The organism is Rothia sp. CCM 9417 (assembly GCF_048513575.1).
GTDB lineage: Bacteria > Actinomycetota > Actinomycetes > Actinomycetales > Micrococcaceae > Rothia.
Genome location: NZ_JBLXXT010000005.1, coordinates 117,361 through 138,081 on the forward strand (window position 1 = coordinate 117,361; position 20,721 = coordinate 138,081).

Annotated in this window: 17 protein-coding genes and 2 tRNA genes; 2 read left to right on the forward strand and 17 right to left on the reverse strand. The window is 57.1% G+C overall.

What is annotated here, in order from left to right:
- Positions 1–37: 37 nt before the first annotated feature.
- The 15 genes from ACN082_RS07410 to ACN082_RS07480 form a co-directional block, all read right to left on the reverse strand.
- Positions 38–1,090 (reverse strand): hypothetical protein, encoded by a 1,053-nt coding sequence (locus tag ACN082_RS07410; protein WP_419100220.1) that lies wholly within the window; start codon positions 1,088–1,090, stop codon positions 38–40.
- 217 nt (positions 1,091–1,307) lie between these two features.
- Positions 1,308–2,066 carry a dethiobiotin synthase gene (bioD, locus tag ACN082_RS07415; protein WP_419100221.1) on the reverse strand — a complete coding sequence of 253 codons (759 nt, stop codon included), beginning with the start codon at positions 2,064–2,066 and terminating at the stop codon, positions 1,308–1,310.
- Positions 2,056–3,255 (reverse strand): cytochrome P450, encoded by a 1,200-nt coding sequence (locus tag ACN082_RS07420; protein WP_419100222.1) that lies wholly within the window; start codon positions 3,253–3,255, stop codon positions 2,056–2,058. Before ACN082_RS07420 ends, bioD begins: the two co-directional genes overlap by 11 nt.
- A complete protein-coding gene (locus tag ACN082_RS07425) occupies positions 3,252–4,376 on the reverse strand; it encodes an aminotransferase class I/II-fold pyridoxal phosphate-dependent enzyme (RefSeq protein WP_419100223.1) in 1,125 nt (374 codons plus the stop codon). Before ACN082_RS07425 ends, ACN082_RS07420 begins: the two co-directional genes overlap by 4 nt.
- Positions 4,376–5,749 carry an adenosylmethionine--8-amino-7-oxononanoate transaminase gene (gene bioA / locus ACN082_RS07430; protein WP_419100224.1) on the reverse strand — a complete coding sequence of 458 codons (1,374 nt, stop codon included), beginning with the start codon at positions 5,747–5,749 and terminating at the stop codon, positions 4,376–4,378. Before bioA ends, ACN082_RS07425 begins: the two co-directional genes overlap by 1 nt.
- Positions 5,750–6,139: 390 nt before the next feature.
- Positions 6,140–6,213: transfer RNA gene (locus ACN082_RS07435), tRNA-Ile, on the reverse strand.
- 139 nt (positions 6,214–6,352) lie between these two features.
- Entirely contained in the window at positions 6,353–7,561 is a 1,209-nt protein-coding gene (locus tag ACN082_RS07440; protein ID WP_419100225.1) for a glycosyltransferase, read from the reverse strand.
- A gap of 223 nt (positions 7,562–7,784) precedes the next feature.
- Positions 7,785–8,654, reverse strand: coding sequence for a phage holin family protein (locus ACN082_RS07445; RefSeq protein WP_419100226.1), 870 nt, complete (start codon positions 8,652–8,654; stop codon positions 7,785–7,787).
- A gap of 635 nt (positions 8,655–9,289) precedes the next feature.
- A tRNA-Asn gene (locus ACN082_RS07450) sits at positions 9,290–9,362 on the reverse strand.
- Between the two features lie 95 nt (positions 9,363–9,457).
- Positions 9,458–11,368 carry a DNA primase gene (gene dnaG, locus ACN082_RS07455; protein WP_419100227.1) on the reverse strand — a complete coding sequence of 637 codons (1,911 nt, stop codon included), beginning with the start codon at positions 11,366–11,368 and terminating at the stop codon, positions 9,458–9,460.
- A gap of 39 nt (positions 11,369–11,407) precedes the next feature.
- On the reverse strand, positions 11,408–12,748 hold the full coding sequence (locus ACN082_RS07460) for a deoxyguanosinetriphosphate triphosphohydrolase (protein ID WP_419100228.1): 1,341 nt from the start codon (positions 12,746–12,748) through the stop codon (positions 11,408–11,410).
- A 32-nt stretch (positions 12,749–12,780) separates the two neighbouring features.
- Positions 12,781–13,347, reverse strand: coding sequence for a GNAT family N-acetyltransferase (locus ACN082_RS07465; RefSeq protein WP_419100229.1), 567 nt, complete (start codon positions 13,345–13,347; stop codon positions 12,781–12,783).
- Between the two features lie 411 nt (positions 13,348–13,758).
- A complete protein-coding gene (locus ACN082_RS07470) occupies positions 13,759–14,130 on the reverse strand; it encodes a DUF6176 family protein (RefSeq protein WP_419100230.1) in 372 nt (123 codons plus the stop codon).
- Positions 14,131–14,754: 624 nt separating this feature from the next.
- Complete coding sequence (gene dusB / locus ACN082_RS07475) at positions 14,755–15,951, reverse strand: tRNA dihydrouridine synthase DusB (protein ID WP_419100231.1); 1,197 nt, start codon at positions 15,949–15,951, stop codon at positions 14,755–14,757.
- Positions 15,952–16,129: 178 nt separating this feature from the next.
- Positions 16,130–16,906 (reverse strand): PRC and DUF2382 domain-containing protein, encoded by a 777-nt coding sequence (locus ACN082_RS07480; RefSeq protein ID WP_419100232.1) that lies wholly within the window; start codon positions 16,904–16,906, stop codon positions 16,130–16,132.
- A 457-nt stretch (positions 16,907–17,363) separates the two neighbouring features.
- Between ACN082_RS07480 and ACN082_RS07485 the strand changes: the two genes are divergently transcribed.
- A complete protein-coding gene (locus tag ACN082_RS07485) occupies positions 17,364–17,903 on the forward strand; it encodes a hypothetical protein (protein ID WP_419100233.1) in 540 nt (179 codons plus the stop codon).
- A 446-nt stretch (positions 17,904–18,349) separates the two neighbouring features.
- Here ACN082_RS07485 and ACN082_RS07490 read toward each other — a convergent pair whose 3' ends face one another.
- Together ACN082_RS07490 and ACN082_RS07495 are read right to left on the reverse strand one after the other, a co-directional pair.
- Positions 18,350–18,682: an MGMT family protein gene (locus tag ACN082_RS07490; RefSeq protein WP_419100234.1), complete on the reverse strand. Its 333-nt coding sequence runs from the start codon at positions 18,680–18,682 to the stop codon at positions 18,350–18,352.
- Between the two features lie 3 nt (positions 18,683–18,685).
- Positions 18,686–19,693 (reverse strand): GNAT family N-acetyltransferase, encoded by a 1,008-nt coding sequence (locus ACN082_RS07495; protein ID WP_419100235.1) that lies wholly within the window; start codon positions 19,691–19,693, stop codon positions 18,686–18,688.
- A 187-nt stretch (positions 19,694–19,880) separates the two neighbouring features.
- Between ACN082_RS07495 and ACN082_RS07500 the strand changes: the two genes are divergently transcribed.
- On the forward strand, positions 19,881–20,501 hold the full coding sequence (locus ACN082_RS07500; RefSeq protein ID WP_419100236.1) for a GNAT family N-acetyltransferase: 621 nt from the start codon (positions 19,881–19,883) through the stop codon (positions 20,499–20,501).
- Positions 20,502–20,721: the final 220 nt, after the last annotated feature.

Genomic DNA, 20,721 nt, shown 5'->3' on the forward strand with positions numbered 1-20,721 from the left:
AGGTGGCTCAATAGCTAGAGCACCGCAGGCCTATAGTCTAGTTCCTCTGCATTGCAGTTGAGCTAGCCATACGAGCGCCTAAGCGACCGGTAAAGGAGGTGATGCAAGCTGCAAGGAGCAGACCCACAAAGGCCCACAGGGAGTACTTAGCTGCCTGGTTGCTAGCGTCCTCAGCAATCTGAGCGCTCTTCTCTACAGCAGAATCCAGCTGATCTGAAATGTCCTTAAGAGCCTGCTCAGTTTTAGTGCTGGCTTCTTTGAAGGACTTTTCGATGTTGTCAGCTGCTGACTGAGCTTCTGCGGGGGTCAGATCGGTGTTGCGGCTAAGCTCAGCAACGATCTCGTCCTTGTCGATACCATCTGAAATTTTAGAAGCACGGTCGGTAATCTTCTTACCCAGGTCGTCGGTAACAGTGCCCAGGTCTTCGCCGTCGACGATTACGCGCTTACCGGCGTTCTGAAGGTCGGTCAGTGATTCCTGGAGCTGGTTGTTGAGGTAGTCAGGCTGGAGCTCTTCGATCTGGGTCTTTTTGAGTGCCGTAACGACATCATCGCTCAGACCGGATGCCTTGACAGCCAGTTCATCTCCGCTAGGAAGATCAACGGCATCCCCGAGCAGGTCAGCAGCTGAGCCACTAGCGCTGGCAACGCCTGATCCTACGGACCCAACGACACTGCCGAGGGTGTTAAAGGCGCTAGTAACGGAGGTGGAAATCATGACCAGGGCAACGATCAGACCAAGTGCCCAGGTCAGGAAGCCGTGGATTAAACCAGCGCGGCTTGCCGTCAGGCCGGAAATAAAACCTGCTGCGGCCAGAGAAAGAATCAGTGAGAAAATGGACCACACCAGTAGGCCAGTGCCTACACCCTGCGTGGGATTATCTGAGGTGAAGTCCACCCCGCCTAAGCCGATAGCAACGCCAACGAGGGAAAAGAGAACACTAAGTGCAATGAAGGTGATAACACCGGCAAAGATGCTGGGCCAGGAAAGGTTTTCTCCTGCCTCATTGCGAATTAGGCTTGAAAAACGGTGGGATGAGGCTGGCGAGACCACAGCGGTCTTCTCAGCGAGCTGCTTGTCAGGGGACATAGAAAGTTCCTAAAATTAAGGGGACAGTAAAGAATTTCAGTTTGCCCTGGCATTAAGCAATAGAAAAAATGTTGATACTTATTTGTATTCTCCATACAACCTATAGGGATATTGAGAATTAAGCAAATAAAATTATGTGTATTTGGCCACTAAAGCCTTCCTTCAGCTATAGCGACCTCTAGACCTCCTACGCTCACCCAAAACTCATCTGGCCCACCTAGGCAACCAGGGCACCGAAGAGCTGCTGAGCCGTCACCCTGAAATCTTCCAGGGCCGCATCAGGCCACAGCAGATCATGGCTTTCACCGGCGCTAAAGCCCCGCCCCAACCCAGCCGGTATCCGAGCAAGGACACGATAGCCCATCTCGGTCAAGGCACACACATTACTCTCTTCGATGTAGCTAGGTTGGGCAGGCCAGGAGCCAATGATAAGGCCCTCCACCGGAAGATTGAGCTGACTCAGGTACGAAACGGTGAGCTGGCAGTGATTAAGGGTTCCCAGCCCGCTTCGAGCAACCAGGAAAGTTTTTGCTCTGTGCCCGGCCTGGGTAAGAAGCTCAATCAAGTGGGCATGGTTGTAGGGCCTGTAGGTGGATCCGGGCTCCCCCTCAGCCATATCCACAGTGACACCGCCCGATCCTTCGACAATAACAGCATCATAGTCGGCTGAGAGAAGGCCGATACGTTCAGCATGTTTCTGCAGGCTCGGTAGGGTAAAACCGTCAAGCCTGGCGGCGGCTACCGGGGCCAGAGGGCGGCTTGCTCTGCTTCCCTCAAAGGCCCTTGCCCCCGACAGGTAGGCGGCAAAATCAGCGTCACCGGGCTGGCCCGGTTCAACACCCGTTTGGGCTGGCTTGTAGATAGCGACCCGTTTGCCGGCCTGTTCCAGGGCAGATGCTAGGCAGGCGGTTGCCAGGGTCTTGCCCACATCGGTATCCGTACCGACGATATGGTAAATCACGGCACTAGAACTCATTTCTCACCTCAAATTTCAGCTCCAGCGGAGCGCGGTAGGACAGCAGATCAAGCCAGCGGGGTTCCTCAGCCAGGTGCAGGCTCAGCTTTTCGTGCTCAAGCCAGCAAGCCAGCTCATGAAGCATCCAGGTAGATTCTGACTCGGCTAAGAGGGCACCCAGGCAACGGTGGGCACCCCAGCCGAAGGCCAGGCGGTAGTCATCACTCTGCTGGCCGCTAACCTCTAGCAGGACCTCCTGCCCCGCATGGACAGGGCACCCTCCGATGGAACTGTCGGCGGTAGCTACCCGTCGCCAGGTCGGCACAGAAGATTCCGCCTGGAGCACCGCACGCACCAGCTCTTGAGCCCGAGAAAAGTCGGTGCACTGCCCCAGGGTAATGCCCCACTGCTGAGTGACGCCGGCGTGGAGGATTGAGTTCATGAGCAGGCAGGTGGTGTACTGGCCTGCTATGGCTAAGAAGTAGGCCAGCGAGACAATCCGCGCGCTCTCAATCTTCTGGTTGGCAAGCGCACCGAAAAGGGTTTCTGGCCGCTCAGCACACCCAGCAACCAGAGCTGAGAGCTTGCGGTGGAACTGCCCTGCCCGGTGGGCCAGTTCCTGCTGGCGTTCAGGTTCTACCCAACCCCAGAAGAGTTCGAGTGAGTCCAGGGAATAACGAGCAAGTTCAGCTTCATCGAGTCCCTGGGCGAGGTAGTCCTGGCTGGGTACACCGGTGATTTCCTGCATCAGAGCCACTGGGAGCAGGTGAAAAACCGCCAGCTGCCCCCTACCCGGTGCCCGCTCAGCGAGCGCCTCTTTCATCCGGGCCCGCACCCCTTCCTCCTGGGCGCGTACCTTCTGGGGCGTGAAAAAAGAAGCCACCAGCTGACGCACCGAACGGTGAAGCTCTCCCTTTGCGCTGGCTAAGACCTCCGGCAGAGAGAACCCATAGGACAGCAGGATCCGTAAGGAGGCCGGCTCCAAAGGAGTAACAGCGGTGAGTGCCTTATCGGGGGCAAAAGTTTCGGTGTCGCCCATAACCTGCCGAAGAGCCTCAGAACCATCCACCAGCAGGTAAGGGTTCTCCCCCGGAACAGGCCAGTATCCCTGCGAAAGTTCAGCCCTGCTGACCAATTTTTGCCCATTGGTTGGCAGACTCATATCCCAGACAAAGGACTCATACTGGGAGTGCTCTAGTGGCGCGCTCAAAGGGCCACTTCCTCTCCTACTAGGTCAAGTGCTCTCTGCAAGACTTGAGAATCGAGGCCTGCCTGGGCAGTCAGTCTCAGACGAGCTATGCCATCGGGCACAGCAGGTGGACGAAAACAGCCTACTGCCAGACCGCGTGAAGCAAGACGCTCCTGTATCTGACGGGCGCACCCCGACCCCTGCCTGATAGGTAGAGACTGCACAGCACCAGCAGCTGGTTCCAGCCCCAGCTGGCCGCTGATGAGCTGTGCGCAGACCAGCACCTCGGCACTTAAAGGCTGGCCCTCTTCACGGATAAGGCGGATACTCTCCAAGGCTGTTGCAGCGTTCACCGGGGAGAGAGCAGTATCAAAGATAAAGGAGCGAGCGCTATTTACCAGGTAATCTCGAATCCCCGCATTTGCAAGCACTGCCCCGCCCTGGGAGGCAAGGGCCTTACCGAAGGAGAGGGTCACCGCGATATGTTCAGACCCGGCAAGACCGAACTCAGCCACCAGCCCCCGGCCAGCGCCGCGTACCCCTATTGAGTGGGCCTCATCAACCACCAGCAAGGCATCGTAGCGCAGCGCCAGTTCAGAACAGGCCACTAGATCGGCGCTATCCCCCAGCACCGAATAGATACCCTCAACCACCAGCAGCTTCACGGCATGAGAACTAGCTGCTAAAATCTGCTCAGCCTGGACCAGGTTGTTGTGTTCAAAAAACCTCACCTGCCCCTGCCCCAAACGAGCGGCATCGTGCAGGGAAGCATGAACGTGCTCATCCATCACCAGCAGGGTGTTGGGTCTGCTCAGCGCAGCCAGAAGCCCCAGGTTAGCAGCGTAACCGCTTGCAAAGACCAGGGCTGCTTCTGCCCCAAGCAGGTCAGCCAAGGCCTCTTCTAGTTCACGGTGCACCGGCAGAGTACCGCTTACCACCCGCGAGCTACTGGCAGAAGCTCCGTAATCTGACAGCGCCCGATGCCCCGCTTGGATCAGCCGGGGGTGATAGCGCAAACCCAGATAGTCGTTAGTTGCCAAGTCACAGGCGACCGGCCCCAAGACGGCAGCCTGACGTTCCAGCCCACGCGCCAGCCATACCCTCTGTGCCTGTTCCACAAGACGCCGGTAACCGGTTGCCATCAGCCGTACACCCTCTCAAGGGCACTACAGATACCCGCACCAATACGCTCCACATCGTGCGGGCTGCTAATATAGGTCGGCATGGTATAGACCGTCTTACGGAAGGGGCGTACCCACACGCCGGCGTCTAAGGCACACTCGGTTACAGCAGGGATATCAACCTCCTGCACCAGCTCCACCACACCGATAGCACCCAGCACACGCACCTCCTGAACAATCTCAAGCTCACGGGCAGGGGCAAGGCCCTTATGCAGATGCTCACCAATGATGGGAACTTTATCCGACCACAGGGAGCTAGGGTATCCCTCCGCGGCGGGCAGGGTACCCGTCAGCAAGTCAAGGGAAGCGCAGGAAACCGCGCTCGCCAGTGGGTTGCCCATAAAGGTTGGCCCGTGCATCAGTGCCTTATGCACAGAATTGCTGATCACATCGGCCACAGGACTAGTCACCAGAGTTGCCGCCTGCGTTAGATACCCGCCGGTCAAGGCCTTGCCCACCGTCATCACATCGGGAGTCACCCCAGCCCACTCAGCAGCAAACAACCGCCCCGTTCGCCCAAAACCGGTCGCAATTTCGTCAAAAATCAGCAGAAGACCATGCTCATCAGCTAGGGCACGCAGATGATTGAGGCACCTGGGGTGGTAGAAGAACATGCCGCCAGCTCCCTGAACCACAGGCTCAAGAACCAGGGCAGCAGACTCTTGTGCGTAGCGACCTACCAGGCTACTCACTGTTTCTTCCCACTGCATTTGCTCGGTCTCATCGCATTCCCAGGAATCACTCTGGGGCAGGTAACGGGCGGCAGGTGGGCGGGGCACAAAGAACTGAGAAGTAACCAGGTGGGAAAAATCGCGGTGCATACTCCCAGCGGGGTCGCTGACTCCCATGGCACCGATGGTGTCACCGTGATAACCGCCCTCCAGAGCAATAAAACGGCGACGCTCAGGCTTACCCAGAGCGCTCTGGTACTGGACAGCCAGTTTGAGAGCAACCTCCACAGAGATGGAACCTGAATCAGCCAGAAAGACGTGGTTGAGCCCCTCGGGGCTCAGTGCAACCAGCCGCTCAGCTAGCTCAATAGCAGGCTGATGGGTCAGCCCACCAAACATCACATGAGAAAAACGGGTTGCCTGTTCAGCCAGCGCCCGATCAAGGGCAGGGTTGCGGTAGCCGTGGACCTGGCACCACCAGGAACTCATCGCATCGAGTGCGGAATAGGTGACTCCTTGAGCGCTTTGTAGCGTAATGACACTCCCCTGCGCTTCTGTTACGGCATATAGGGGGCGTGATTCCAAGGGAGCATAGGGGTGCCAGAGGAGGCCACGATCACGTTCAATCAGCGACTTTGCTGGAGCATATGTTTTTTTGAACACTGTTCAATTTTAGGTGATTGATTGGACAAGCTCCAAACAAGAAACCTGCGAAAAGGAACTACCGCAAGTCATACGCTATAAGTGATACACACCTCATTCTATGCTGAAGCTCTCACCAGATCGTGCTAGCTAGCCAACAAAAGGATGCCCATAGAGGAGGTATAGATGCTGAAAATCCTAGCTACTGCAATTGCTGCCATCCTCATTTTCAACCTGCTCTTCGCCCTCTTTCTTCTCTACCACTACTTCTATTTGACCCCAAAATGGCAACGCGAAAGAGCGGAGTCCATAAGAGCCCAAGAGGAAGAAAACCAAAAACAACCATCATGAAAAGCCACCGAAAAAGAGAAACCCCTTGCCCCACAGCAGGTGAGACAAAGGGTTCGTGAGTAGGGCCTGCGGGGCTTGAACCCGCGACCAAGGGATTATGAGTCCCCTGCTCTAACCAGCTGAGCTAAGGCCCCACAGTACAGCTTGTGCAAGCGGCACTGCCTCTAAGAATACCTAAAAACACTGCGCCTACCAAACTACTCATTGAGCCAGTAGAGCAGGTACTCCACCTATCTTGCGCATTTTGGGCGCAATAGATTGCCTCGGCAGATTCTAGCCTCGGCCTTCCACGAACTGGCGGTACAGCTCATCGGATCGGTAAAGGGACTCGAAAGTTTCCCAGGTTTTATCCGCCGCATGACGGGTAACCATCTGGTGCGAATACTCCCCCATAGCCCGCCGCTCTTGTTCGGGTAGCTCCAAGATGTGGGCAAGGCAACCTGCCAGTTCATCCGTGTTACCCGGCTCGAAGAGAAAACCGTTCTTTCCTTGCTCCACCAGGTGAGGCAGGGCTAGGGCGTTAGCAAGAACCACGGGTTTAGAAGCGCTCATGGCCTCGAGAGTCACCAGTGACTGAAGCTCTGCTGTGCCTGGCTGACAGAAAACATCGCACCGCAGGTAGCCTGCTCTTAGCTCTTCGTCAGAGACATACCCCAAGAAGCGCACGCGATCGCTCACACCACAAGTACGAGCCTTGTCCTGGAGCTGGTTGAGGATTTCACCGGTACCTGCAACTTCAAGGACAGTGTGCTCCCGCAAGGTCTGGGGTAGTTTTGAGAAACCTTCAATCAGCACATCGATGTTCTTCTCAACTGCCAGGCGGCCTGCAAAGAAGATAGTCAACTCTCCGGGGTTCTTCCCCACCGTTTCACCGGGGGCCAACTCATAGTCGGAGCTTTGAATACCGTTTGATACCGGTAGGACAGGTCGCTGGAACTTACCGGCGTTTTCCATGGCGTCTGCCCCGATTTGGGTGGGTGTAGTCACGACAGCTGCCTGCTTAAGCACCCGGCGCATATCCTTCCATGAGGCTTTTTCCAAGAGAGCATTAATACGCTCGTTAAAGGGAAGGAAGGGGGTGATGTTCTCGGGCATGACATGGTTAGTTGCGATAACCCTGATCCCACGCTTTCGACCCAACCGTGCAAGTACACGCCCGATAATGTAGTGGCACTGAATATGGATAACATCGGGCTGAATCTGCCCAATAATTTTGTCAGCTTCCGAATAGATTTCCCAGGGGAAGTTGAGGCGCATGTAGGGGTGGGTAACAACCTTGTGTGACCGTAGTCGATGCTCAGTGATGCCGTCGGCTGTATGCGAACTGGTCACTCCTTTTTCCTGCTTAGGTGCCATGACGTGCACTGTGTGTCCGCGCTCCGCCAGTGCATGAGCCAGGCGGGATGAGAACTGTGCCGCACCATTGATATCCGGAGGGTAGGTATCAGCGCCGATAAGGATTGTCAGGGGCTGATGAGCCATGTTTTGGATCCCTTCAACAGGTTAGATAAGGATTGTGTCCTACCATGACCTTACCGGGTTTTAGGGCCAGATGCACAAGCTCAACGCCAGCACAGGGTGAGTATGCCACCAAGAGGCTATTTGACCGAAGATTCTAAAAGAAAAAGTTCAGGCCCCGCGGCGGATATTCCACCAGCGGGGCCTGAACCTTTGTCTGCTACTTGACCGATACAGTTATAGTAGCTTACTTGTTGCGACGGAAGAGCTTACCCAGGAAGAGCATAATTGCACCCACAGCAGTAGCCAGTGCCGCAAAAGGCTTCCAGCGGGCCTGCAAGATTTCGGGGTCGGTTGCATTAGCCGCTAGCTTCTTGCCGCCGTCCAGGGCAGTGAGCGGAGCACTCTTTACTGAGTACTTGGCATTCTGCACCAGACCGCGTGCACCGGCCTGAACTTCACGCGAGTAGTTTTCAAGGTCATCGCGCAAAGTCTTAAGGTGTTCGCGGCGCTGCTTAGTGCGCTGGATCAACTGTTCCTTGGTGGGGGCAGGAGCCGCTGGAGCCTGAGGCTCATTGGCCTCCTTCTCCTTTTCAGCTTGCTTTTCAGCCTGCTTAGCTTCAGCTTTCTGAGCCTGCTCACTCTTAAGGCGGGCAGAGGTCATATCTGAGCCCTGCTTAAGCACGCCCAGGTCGTAGAGAACACCAAAGAGTGCTGACTCAGGCTTGAAAGGTAGCTGCGCCTTAATCATCTTGTAGCCCACCAGGCCAGCGATGATAGCAATCAGCAGGAAGATACCCACCAGCACTAGCGCCGCAGCCCAGTTGGGCAGGAAGGAGGTGAGGCCAACGTAGGCCAGAATGACCAGCGCGATGGCCATGAAGAGGGCAAAGACCAGCGCAATGACTGCCACAGCGGCACCCTTGCCCAGGGCAAGGCCTTTTTCTTTAACCTCAAGTTTGGCGATTTGGACTTCATCTTTGAGCTGCTTGGGGGCCAGGCGGGTCAGCACCTTGCCAGCATCAGCCACATTGGTGACGCTTGCCTTAACGTTATTAAGGCCAGCGCGCAGACCCTGGGCTCGTGTGGAGCCGTTGAGGTCGTTAGGAGTGGTCATAAGACACCTCTCTTGTTTGCGAACGATCACGTACCTGATCGGCACATACATCAGACACCTAGTCTACCGATAATTTGTTCTTTTGCAGGCAGATAGTTACAGCCTTCACTAGATAAATAAAAAGTAGACTGACTTTTTTGCTTTAAGCTCTGGGAAGTTTATGTTTTCTATAAAATACCCGAGGTCATTGTGCTGGGAAGGGAGCAAGGGAACACTCCAGTACCTCTCTCCTGGTGGGAATGGGGTTTGTTCCGAAACATTTTTAACTAGCTATAGACGGTTCAAGGGGCGCAGCAGGTGCCCTTGGGTGTCGGAAGCCGGCTAGGACAGGGCGGCATTACGTGGGGGCCTCTAGTGTGTTTGATGTTACAGGGTATCTGGGTGGCCCGTTGGGTGAGGGGTAGCTATTTGTTGAATTAGCACCAAAAACGCACCACAGCTTGTTTTTGGGTGTAAAAAATGAGCCCCGCCTGCTGAGTTTTATTCCTAGTGGCGGGGCTGTTTATCTGCTCCCCCGACTGGACTCGAACCAGATAGAGCAGGCGGGAGCGAGCCCGCGAGCTCACAAGAGCCTGCGCAATGGTTACTGGTTAAAGAAAGAAACCCACTCCTGTGAGTGGGGTTCTTGATATCCGCTCCCCCGACTGGACTCGAACCAGTAACCCTTCGATTAACAGTCGAATGCTCTGCCAATTGAGCTACGGGGGAATGTTGTGTGCGATATTGTTGTCGCTGCAACGTGTAATAACTTTACGCGAGGTCGGGGGCCTGCGCAAATCGAGATTAGGTTAGCTCAGTCACATTTAGTCTTGGCCTTGCATTTTGGTGCGGCGGCGTAGTTCCAGAGTGAGGAGCTGTTGTTGGATCTGGCGGAAGGTTTCTGCGTCAGTTTCGGGGTTGATCCGTTGGAGTTGCATGAGGAGGTCTGATTTTTGGCGGGTGATTTCCTGTTCAAAGAGGCGGTTGAGGATGTCGCGGCTGTAGCGCTGGAGCTGTTCTGGGGTGCGGGCAGGTATGGGGGCTACGGTAAGTTCTGCGATGAGGGCGTGGACGGGTTCGGGTGCCTGGCTCCGTACGGTGTTGACCCAGGCGTGCCCGGCAGCTGGTGCCATGGTTCCGGCTGCCCCGATAATGCCTTGGGCTATGCCACTGTGGGCGCGGTAGCGGTAGTGGACGGTGGCGAGTTCTTGCCACTGTTCCAGGCTGAGGGATTCGGGGTATTGCAGGATGACTTCGAGGGCTTCGCGTTCGGTGCGGGCGGCGGGGTCGCGCAGGTCGGGTAGCTCGTAGGGGTCCTGTTCCGCTGCGGTGTTGACGGTTTCTTGTTCTTGGCGGGAGGCGGCTCGTTGGGCTTCTGCGGCTTCGGCTTTTTGGCTGGCGCTGGCCTGCGGGTGGTTGATGGCGTAGGTGACGGCGCGTTGAACTTCGGCCGTCTCTAATCCTAGCTGGCCGGATACCTGGCGCACGTAGGCCGGGCGCAAGGCCGCGTCCTTGATGCCGGCGATGATGGGGGCGATAGCCCGCATACCGCGCACACGGCCTTCGAGGGTGCTCAGGTCGTAGTTGGCAAGGGTCGCGTCAATGGCGAACTCAAAGAGGGGTCGGCGGGACTCGATTAGGGACCGCACGGCGGAGTCGCCGCGTGTAAGGCGCAGGTCGCAGGGGTCCATACCGTTTTTGGCAACGGCAACGTAGGTTTGGGCGACGAAGCGCTGGTCTTCGGAGAAGGCGGCCAGGGCGGCTTTCTGCCCGGCGGCATCCCCGTCAAAGGTGAAGATAACCTCTCCCCCGGTGCCGTCATCGGAGATCAGGCGACGCACAATTTTGATGTGGTCGGTCCCGAAAGCGGTGCCGCAGGTGGCCACGGCGGTATCGACCCCGGCCAGGTGGGCGGCCATAACGTCGGTGTAACCTTCGACCACCACGATCTGCTTCTTCTTGGCGATGGGCCGCTTGGCCAGGTCCAGGCCGTAGAGCACCTGGGATTTTTTGTAGAGGGTGGTCTCTGGGGTGTTGAGGTATTTAGGGCCCTGGTCATCGTCAAAGAGACGGCGGGCACCGAAGCCGATGGTTTCACCGGTGATGTTGCGGATGGGCCAAATTAGCCGGCCCCGGAAACGGTCGTAGAGACCGCGCTGGCCCTCGGAGAACATGCCGGTGGCGCGGAGCTCGTCGGTGGTGAAGCCCTTGTTCATGAGGTATTTGAGTAGGTTGTCCCAGCCTCGCGGGGCGAAGCCCACACCGAACTTTTGGGTGGAGGCGGGGTCAAAGCCACGACCTCCCAAGAATTTTTGGGCTTCTACGGCAGCGGGTGTGTAGAGGTTCTTCTGGAAGAACTCGGTGGCTATCTTGTGGGCATCGAGCAGGCGCTGGCGGCGGCCCACTTCTTCCCTGCTCATGCCGCTGCCTTGCTCGTAGTGCAGTTCGTAGTTGATGCGGGCGGCTAGCTTCTCCACGGTTTCGGTGAAGGAGGTGTGGTCCATTTCCATGAGGAAGCTAATGACATCCCCTGATTCACCGCACCCGAAGCAGTGGTAGGTGCCCATCTGTGGGCGCACGTGGAAGGAGGGGGTTCGCTCATCGTGGAAGGGGCACAGACCCTTAAAGGAGCCGATACCGGCTGATTTGAGGGTCACGTACCCTTCAATGATTTCGCGGATGTCAGTGCGGGTGCGCACCTGATCAATATCTTCTTTTCTGATTAAGCCTGCCACGGGTTCAAGTTTAGTTGAGCGGTCAAGCCGGCGGGTGACCTACCAGAGGGGTTTGTCCCCGATCGCCCAGTGGCTACCGGTGATGCGTTTGAAAAGAGCGGCAGCTGAGCGGTCGGTTAGGCAGGCAACCTGGTCAATGACCAGGCGCAGGCGGGCGGTGTCCTCATTGGGGCCAAGCTCACGCAGGTCAGCGGCAAAAACCGGGTCCAGGTAGTCCGGGTTATCGAGTAGGGCGTGGACCAGGAACTCCAGGATCTCCTGCTGATTCTCGGAGTGGGCACCGGCATCACGCGGGGTCATGACAAAGGCGGTGGCAATGCCTTTGAGCACCGCAATTTCGTGCTCGGTTTCTTCTGGTACAACCAGCTGGGCCTGGTAGCGGGTGAGTGGTTGGTTGCCGTAGAGCTGGCGGGTAGCCACCATTGAACTGGCGGCAAAACGGCCAATCAATTTGGAGGTCAGCGCCTTGAAAGTGGCCATCGACGAGCGGGTGCCGCTCATGTAGGGCACCCAGCGGCCCAGTGCTTCGAGTCGGCTTAGGGCCTGGTCCAGTGTGGAGTCCTCCACACCCGGTAGGTACCATTGGCGGGTCTTCTCAAAAACAGTTTGGCGAGCGGTGGGTTCTTTGAGCTGGTGCAGTTGCAGGTGCCCGCCAAAGACGGCGTCCTCCACGTCGTGTACCGAGTAGGAGATGTCGTCTGCGAGGTCCATGACCTGCGCTTCAATACATTTCTGGGTCGGTTCGGCACCGGCTTCGCGGGCACCGGTGCGGAACCAGTCAAAGACGGGCAGGTCATCGGTGTAAACCCCAAATTTGCGGTTGGGTTTGCCGTCTGTTCGGGCTGGTGCGGCCTGGCGGGTCCAGGGGTACTTGCAGGTAGCGTCCAGGGCGGCGCGGGTCAGGTTGAGCCCGGCTGAGCCACTGTCATGGCGGATAACTTTGGGTTCCAGGCGGGTGAGCAGGCGCAGGGTTTGGGCGTTGCCCTCAAAACCACCGGCGTCGGTGGCTAGACGGTCCAGGGCGGTTTCGCCATTGTGGCCGAAGGGTGGGTGGCCCAGGTCGTGGGACAGGCAGGCGGTGTCTACCACGTCTGGGTCACAGCCCAGCATACGGCCTAGTTCGCGCCCGATTTGGGCGACCTCTAGGGAGTGGGTCAGGCGGGTACGCACAAAGTCGTCTGTGTCCGGGTCTACCACCTGGGTCTTTGCCCCCAGGCGGCGCAGGGCTGAGGAGTGTAGGACGCGGGCGCGGTCGCGTTCGAAAGGTGAGCGGTAGACAAAGCGGTGGTGTTCGGGTACCCAGCGGGCGGCATCGGCGCTGGTGTAGCCGGGGGTGGGTGCTTGTTCCGGGGTGGGAACTTGGTCGGGTGTGGGTGTCATGACCTGCTTTCTGGCTGGTGGGTTGGCGCGGGTTAGAGGTCGTCGCCCTGGTCAAGGCGGTATTCGGCTGGCCAGGTGACTTCCCCGGCCAGCGGCGGGTAGTCGGGTGTCAGGTTGAGCGCTTGCAGGTTCTGGGCCAGCTCGGCGGGTGTCATGCCGTCAATGTAGGCGCGTACGCCGCTGTGGGCCGCCGGTCTAAACCCGAAGCGGCAGTAGTAGGCGGGATCGCCCAGCACAATGACGCTGGTGGGGGCGTTGGTTTCTTGGGCTAGTTTGCCAGCTAGTTCGAGGGCCTGGTGGACCAGGGTGGTGCCTACTCCCCTGCCCCGGTGGTTGGGGTGAACGGCCAGAGTTGCCAGGGCGAGGGCGGGCCAGGAGCCGACCCAGCAGCGGCTGAGAAGCACATAGCCAGCCAGCTCGGGGCTGACTTCGGTGGCAGAGTGGGCAACGAGGGAGATACCGGGCTCCCATGAGGCGGGGTTGCCCCATAAGTCGGTGACCAGTTGCGCTTGGTAGCCTGTAGGAAAGACCCTCTGGAGCAGGGCATCGATGGCCGGCACATCGGCGAGGCTTTCGGGGCGAACGGTGTAGCTGGTCATAGCTTCTAGTCTAGTGGCTGGGGCAAGCCGGTAGCCGCTGGGGCGTTCCCAGTCTCCGCTTAGCCCTCGCCCCCCAAGCATATGTGCCGCAAATCTTCAGGGGTGCCTTCTTTGTAGGACCCCTGAAGGTTTGCAGCAGACACTGAATTGCGATATGCGCCAGGGGGTGTGCCGTCCTCCAGGTGGGGCCAGGGTCCTGCGCTGCTAGCGGGACCGCCGAACCAGCTGAGGCAGACTCCATCAGGTCAGAGCTCTTCAAGTTCTGTGATTGATCTTGACAGATTGTCTTCGCACAGGATCCTGGCTGGAGCCTGTTGTACAGGTAGCTTGTAGCTGGCAACCCATTCTGTGATGAGGGAATCATGGGCCTGGATAGGTGTTTGAAGTTTTTTCAGGTGGTAATGGCGGAGTCTAGGTGTTTTCTTGTTTGAGAGGTTTCATGGAGGCCTGCACCGGTTCGGGCATCATGTGGACGCGCGGGGTGAGTTGCTGGGGCTCGTAGGTGGGGTCGATACATTCACGCCAGTAGTAGACGTGCTTTTGGTCCAGCCAGTGCGGGGAGTCACGGACCGAACGGCTTGCGCCTTGCTCGCCTTGAATGGAGTACCAGTAGAGGTAGTCCACCCCGTCGATAGTCTCAGCGAAGATGGTCTCCACATACATTTCTTCTGGTTCCAGGGTCTCGCGCACAGCCTCCATATTGGAGGTCAGAAAGGCCAGCCACTCATCCACCAGGGCACGCTTGCCCGGGAGAACACGAAAACGGGTAAGTTCAATAAGCATGGTTCCAGGGTAGTTCACATAGGCCCACATACTTTACCAGTCGAGGATCTCGTTCAACTTGGTAAGGTAGCCCTATGAGGGAGAAAAGAGAGAAATATGTACCTAACTATGGTGATCTTGAGCGATTCCGCTCTGAGAGACTAATCCGTACTAAATCTCGCACCTACCAAATAGCTTGTTGGCAAGGCTATCTGGGGAGCCATGAGTTCTTTCTTGGCAACAGAGCCAAAGGCGGGGCTACCCTCACCCTCACTATGGTAGCTGCTGGCTCAGCTTTCTATGAGTGGTGGCTCGGTCTTATTCTTATCCTCAGTGCTATTGGGCTCAACGTTATTGCTGTCCGACGTATCGCTGCCACTGACCCCGCCAGCAACATTTACGGGGAAAAATGCGGGCCTCTATTCCATAGCTTCCACATAGTTGGATCGCTTTCTCTCATGTGGGATGTTAATTTTTGGAGGGACCAGATCCCCACCGACCCGCCGCCACCCGACATGAACTAGTACAGGTGCCAATCCCCTTTTCGCACATCCAAGTGCGGGGTTTCTTTCCAGGAGTGAAGGTTAGCTCCGCCTAGGGAAAGATAGCCCGCATCTTGGCGGTGGCAGTTGTGGGCAGGCCGGTTTACCCGCCGCTGATGTCCAGTTCAGCGCCCACTAAGCCTAAACGTTCTGCGTCGCCCAGCAGGCGGGAGTCCAGCCAGCCGTCCGGCAAGTGCGGTTTCTTGGGGTTGCCCGCGCGCCCGCGTGGTCCCTCCACGGCCTCACCCGGGTAACCAATGGAATGGTCCAGCTCGGCCAGGTATTCGCGGAAGACCTCCAGGGTAGGTACCGTGGACATCTTGGCGCGCAAACGCCCGCCCACCGGGTAGCCGTGGAAGTACCAGGCCACGTGCTTACGGATCTCCCGCAGGCCACGAGTCTCGTCCCCAAAGGTCTCCACCAGTAGTTCCGCGTGCCGGTAAATCATGTCGGCTACCTCAGACACAGCCGGGCGGTGACGTTCCTCAGAGCCCTCAAAAGCGTTCTGCAGGTCGCCAAAAAGCCAGGGACGGCCCTGGCAGCCACGCCCCACCACAATACCGTCCACGCCGGTCTGCTCGACCATGGCGATCGCGTCCTCGGCTGAGAAAATATCACCGTTGCCCAAAATCGGCACATCGGGAATGGCCTCGCGCAGGCGCGCGATAGAGTCCCAGTCAGCCTTGCCGGAATAGTGCTGGGCGGCGGTACGCCCGTGCAGGGCAATCGCGGCGACCCCGGAGTCACGCGCAATCTTAGCCGATTCCAGGTAGGTCAGGTGGTCCTCGTCAATGCCCTTACGCATTTTGATGGTCAGGGGAATATCCTTGCGGGAGGCCTCGCGCACAGCGGTCTGCACGATGGCGGTAAAGAGGTCAGTCTTCCAGGGCAGGGCCGAGCCGCCGCCCAGCTTGGTGACCTTGGGGACGGGGCACCCAAAGTTCAGGTCAATGTGATCGGCACGGTCTTCTTCAACTACCAGGCGGATCGCCTTACCCACGTTCAGGGCATCCACACCGTAAATCTGGATAGAGCGAATCTGCTCGTCCCCATCGTGCTCGATGATACGCAGGGACTCCGGGTTACGCTCCACCAGGGAGCGGGCGGTCACCATTTCGGTGACGTAGAGGCCACCGCCGTACTCGCGGCAGAGCCTGCGGAAGGCCTTGTTAGTGACCCCTGCCATGGGGGCCAGAACGACCGGGGTGTCAATGGTGTGCTTGCCCAGCTGCAGGGGCGGCAGCTTGAGCTGTTTGGTGCGAGCCTGAGATTGAGTAGGGTGAGTCGTCTGGTTAGTCATAGCCATCCAATTCTTGCACATGGTATCTCCCTCTACCTCACCCAAGGGAGTAGTTCCCGAAAAATAGAGGTAGGTTTTTATGTCTAGTTCAAGTTTGGGTCACACAGGCAAGAGGCCCGGTGGCAAGCCACCGGGCCTCAAAACCTACCTGAAGTATGACTATCAGGTGTAGAGAGGTCTACTTATCGCCCTCTACGACGATTTCTTCCTTGCGCAAATCAGCTGAAACGCGTTCGGTCTCTGAGTGTACTTCCTTACCAACGGAGACACGCTCAGTTGCAACAGTTTCAGTTGATACTACAGGGCGCTCTTCGTGAGCGGTTACAGTAACATCAGCTTTAGCTTCTGCGGAATCAAAGTCGTAGTTCTCTACAACTTCACCGTCTTTGAGGTTAGTACGCTCAACAACGATTTCTTCCTTGCGAACGGGGACCTCCACTGTCTCCTTTTCGGTGTGAACTACCTTACGCAGGCGGACCTGGCCGGTCTGAGTTGCGCTGGTGGCGTTAGAGACGTTCAGACGCTCCTCGTGAGCAACGACATCGCCTCCCTGCTGAGTGGAGTGATCGGAGGTGGATGCATGAGCCTGGCTCTGCCCAGCTACCTGCCCGTCATGGCTTGCGCCAGTCACCTGAGCTTCATTCTGGCCCAGTGAGTAGTATTCGTAGAGGCGCTGCTCCTCTTCCGGTGACAGCTCGCCATCTTCATCTACATTAGGCGCGTCTTTAACGAAATCCTTGTCAAAGGGAACGTGAATTTCGCCGTCCTGGAAACGTGCCCTATCAACGGGAACGAATGACTGCTTAGTGCCGAAGAAGCCCGTATTGACAGTTACAAACGTTGGCTCCTGGGTTTGAGCGTCGAGGTATAGCTCACCTACGCGACCGATTTTGTCGCCATCAGCGCCATATACAGTGCTGTCACGAAGAGCTTGAATTGTTTCATTGGTAGTCATTGGCTAGATGCCTTTCATTAGTAAATACCCCAAGGGGGTAGGCCGTTCACTCCACCCCCTCTGAGCTCTTGGCTCAAAAATTAATAAGGGGGCTGAACAACTTACTTAAATAATATGCCCAGAGAGGGCCCCACTCAAGCAATAAGCCTACTTTTTAACATGAAAATAAATATTGCATATAATAAATGGATTTATTGATGGAATATAAGCAATCAAGCAAACCAAGCCTCTAAAATCCTTTTGACTTGGTGAAATTTTAACTCTTGGTGGCCGCACTGAGGGTATCGGCAGGAGCTAAAGTTCAGATAGACCGCTCCCTCTAGCGAAAGATGATTATTTCCTGGGAATTATCCAAGAAAACACCCCATCCATCTTCCGCCCAACCTTGAAACAAGATTGGGTATCCCCTAGAATTTTCGAAAAGTCAATCTTTCTTGACAATTCCCCAGGAGGGTTTATGGATTCCAAAGACCCGCTCATGCTCGCGGTAGGCGCAGCCCAGGCCGAGGTCACCCGCGCCAACCAGGCCCTTGAACAAGCAGTAGAGGCCGCCCGCGCAGGCGGTGCCACCTGGCAGCTCATCGGCTCAGCCATCGGCGTGACCAAACAGGCCGCCGCCCAACGCTTCTCCGACTCGGTCTATAACGCACGCTCACTGCCCCAGATCGAGACAAAACTGCAACAGATAGCCGAAGCCGTCTTTGCCGCGCTCGCCCACAGCGACTACCAACACGTCCACCATCACATGACCTACACCGCCGCCCGAAAGCTCTCCAAACGCAAGCTGGCTAAGGTCTGGCAGCAGGTCCTTGAGGCAAACGGCGACTTTATAGAGGTCCAAAGAACCGTGATTGAACAGGCCACCTTAGGCTATACCCTGACCTACCGGCTACGCCATCAGCGGGGCGAGCCGGTAGGCCAAATCTCCTTTAACTCAGCCCACAGGATCACAGGATTGGTGATATTCAATGATGATTCAGCCGAACTCCCCTGGTAGCGGCTCGGTAGCGGGCGTAGCCCCTGCACTTATTACAGCTCTAATCTGGTGCATTTTCGGTCTCATAGTAGGGGTAACAACAGGTAGACCGATAGTAGGCGTGATATCGGCTCTTAGCTTCATGGTTGCTAACGTGCTGATATTTCTTGACCTAGACCAAAGGTCATCGCTGATACGCTGGCACCCCTGGCTCACTCTCTGGGCGGCTTTCGTGGGGCTACTCATGACCTATCTGCTCTTCCGCGATATCCCGAGCACCGCTATAGGGTGGACGATATTAACCTTGATTTTAAACCGCAGCTATCTGTTCCCCAAAGATTCCAAAAAATCACGCAAAGCCCGCGACATAGGGGTCTAAGACGCACGCTAACAGCAAGGCCCCGCTCTTTCGCTCTTGGGCCCGGGGTTGTTCACCGGGCCCAAGAGCGAAAGGGCGGGGCCTTACGTCATACCTCTAGTTCAGCCAGCCAAGTGGCAGATAATTGAGCCAGTTCCGGCAGGCTTACCCGAGCTTGCCGCAAGTCAACCTGCCCGTCAGCGGTCAGGGCAGTACCCTCAGCTCGCCAGCGCTCGGTAGCAGGTGAGGTATGACCGGGTATCTCACCCCGGGCATTACACACGCGCCACCAGGGCACCCCACTCCCCCAGGTCGCCATCACCCTGCCAACCACACGCGGAGACTCCCCGGCAACAGCACCCACATCCCCGTAGGTTGCCACCCGCCCGGGCGGAATAGATTCAGCAACCCTCAGGACGCGCTCAACCCGTACATCCTCCATCGGTTAGGCATCCGCAATCACCAGAGTTTGGCTGGTGACCTTTGCGGAGCCCATCTTGATGAGCTGGTCAATCAGCACAGCCAGATCTTCCATCGAGTCATCCACCTCAAGGGAGACCGCGTACTGGCCGGTCATGACCGAAAGTAGCTGCATAATAGCTTCACGGGCCTGGGGGTGGCCCAGCCGGTAGCCCACGGTGATTTCGGTGGCATCGTCCTCGGAGATTTCCATGAGGCCCGCGTCAACAGCCAGGGGCCGGTAGCTAACAGCAAAGGCCAGAATGTCACCTTTTTTACCCTCGGCTTGAGCGCGCAGAATATCGTCACGCAGCACGACCGCGCCGAGCGCTTCAGCTTCATCGGACAGGAAGAGCCTGTTTACCCGACCAATGGACAGGTCGGCGGGCTGGTCCCAGCCGTGAATGCCCCGGTAGAACTCCCAGAAGCGCTGGGTCAGTTCCACAGAGCCGGTGGCTAGGTCTTCGATGGTCTGGGTCATGCGTTCGGAGGCGTCTTGGCGCAGGGGCACCGGTGGAACAGTACCGGCTTCAATGCGGACCATCCGCGAGCGCTGGATAACTTCAAAGCCCTGGGCCTGAGCAAATTCTAGGCCGCTAGAAGCCGGCTCTACCTTGGTGCGGAAGGCGCTGATACCACTGGGGGCTGCCTGGGCAGCGTGTTTGAGGGCGGCGATTAGGTGGTTGCCGAGGCCGGTTCGGCGGTGGTCGGGTGCTACTTCCAGGTAGGCCCAGAGTCGCTGTGGGTGCAGGTCGGTTTCGTAGATGGTACCTGCGGCGACCGGAACCCCCTGGTGTTCAGCAACCAGGGTGCGGCTAAAGGGCGCGTCTGTATCAGGAGAGAAGGATGAGCGGAAGGCTGCGACCTGGCGGTTTTCGGGGTCGTGCCAGTATTGGAGCATTTCCATGTCGTCGCCGGTGCGCCAGGGGCGTAGGGTGTAGCCGACGGGTAGGGGGGTCTTGGTCTCTGGTGCAGTGGGGGTGGTCTTGTCCACGGGGTTCTTGTCCTTGGCTCTTAGCGGGGTCTACCCCTCTACTCTAACGTCCCCTAGAGCTTCCCTGCCTGCCACTGAGGCTGAGTGGGCGCCCGAATGTGAGCAAGCTCAGCCCTGTTACTTTCTCTTTACCCGCTAGACTAGGAGAGCTTAAAGTTTATTTGACTCTATTGCTTGGTGTGGTTCTATGACTTCTTCTCTTACTCATAAGCCGACCTTGGTTGGTTCGCTAGTTGAGCTTCGCCCTTTTGATCAGGCAGCTATTGATAGCATGATCAGCATTCTGCAAGAACCAGATGTGCTGGTTAAGACGGGTACCGCGCACTCCCGTGCCTCTAAAGACCATGCTTTTGATGAGCATGCGACCCGTGAATGGTACTCCACCCGGAATGAACAGCATGACAGGCTAGATTTAGCTATTTATGCTCCGGAACTGGATCGCTATATCGGTGAGGTTGTCTTTAACGAGTATGACCGGGCTAATCGGTCGGTCAACTACCGGATTGCTATTGGTAAGGCTGGACAGAACCGCGGCTACGGAACTGAGGCCACCAAGCTGATGGTGGATTATGGTTTTGAGCAGCTGGGCCTTAACCGGATTGAGTTAGAGGTTTTGGATTTTAATAAGCGTGCCCGCCACGTTTATACCTCCTGCGGTTTTATTCCGGAGGGGCGCCGCCGCCAGGCATTCTTCATTGATGGCACCTACCACGACGCTGTGATCAAGTCGGTCCTGCGGAGCGACTGGGAGGCCAATCGTTCTATGAGCGGTCACCTGAATGTGAACTACGCGTCCGTAGAAGTTTAGGTTCATGCCCCTAGCTAGTGTCTTATAAGGCAAAAGCCGCCCGCTCCTGGTAACAGGGGCGGGCGGCTTTTTTTGGCCTGATTTTTGCTGGTACTCCGGGCCAAATGCACTACCTTTGCCTCGGCAGCTGGCTCGGAGCTGGCCTTAAAGGGACATTTCCGACCGAAGACGGCACCGCTCTCTGGCAACTCGCTCGGGGCTGGCCTTAAGGGTGTTGCCG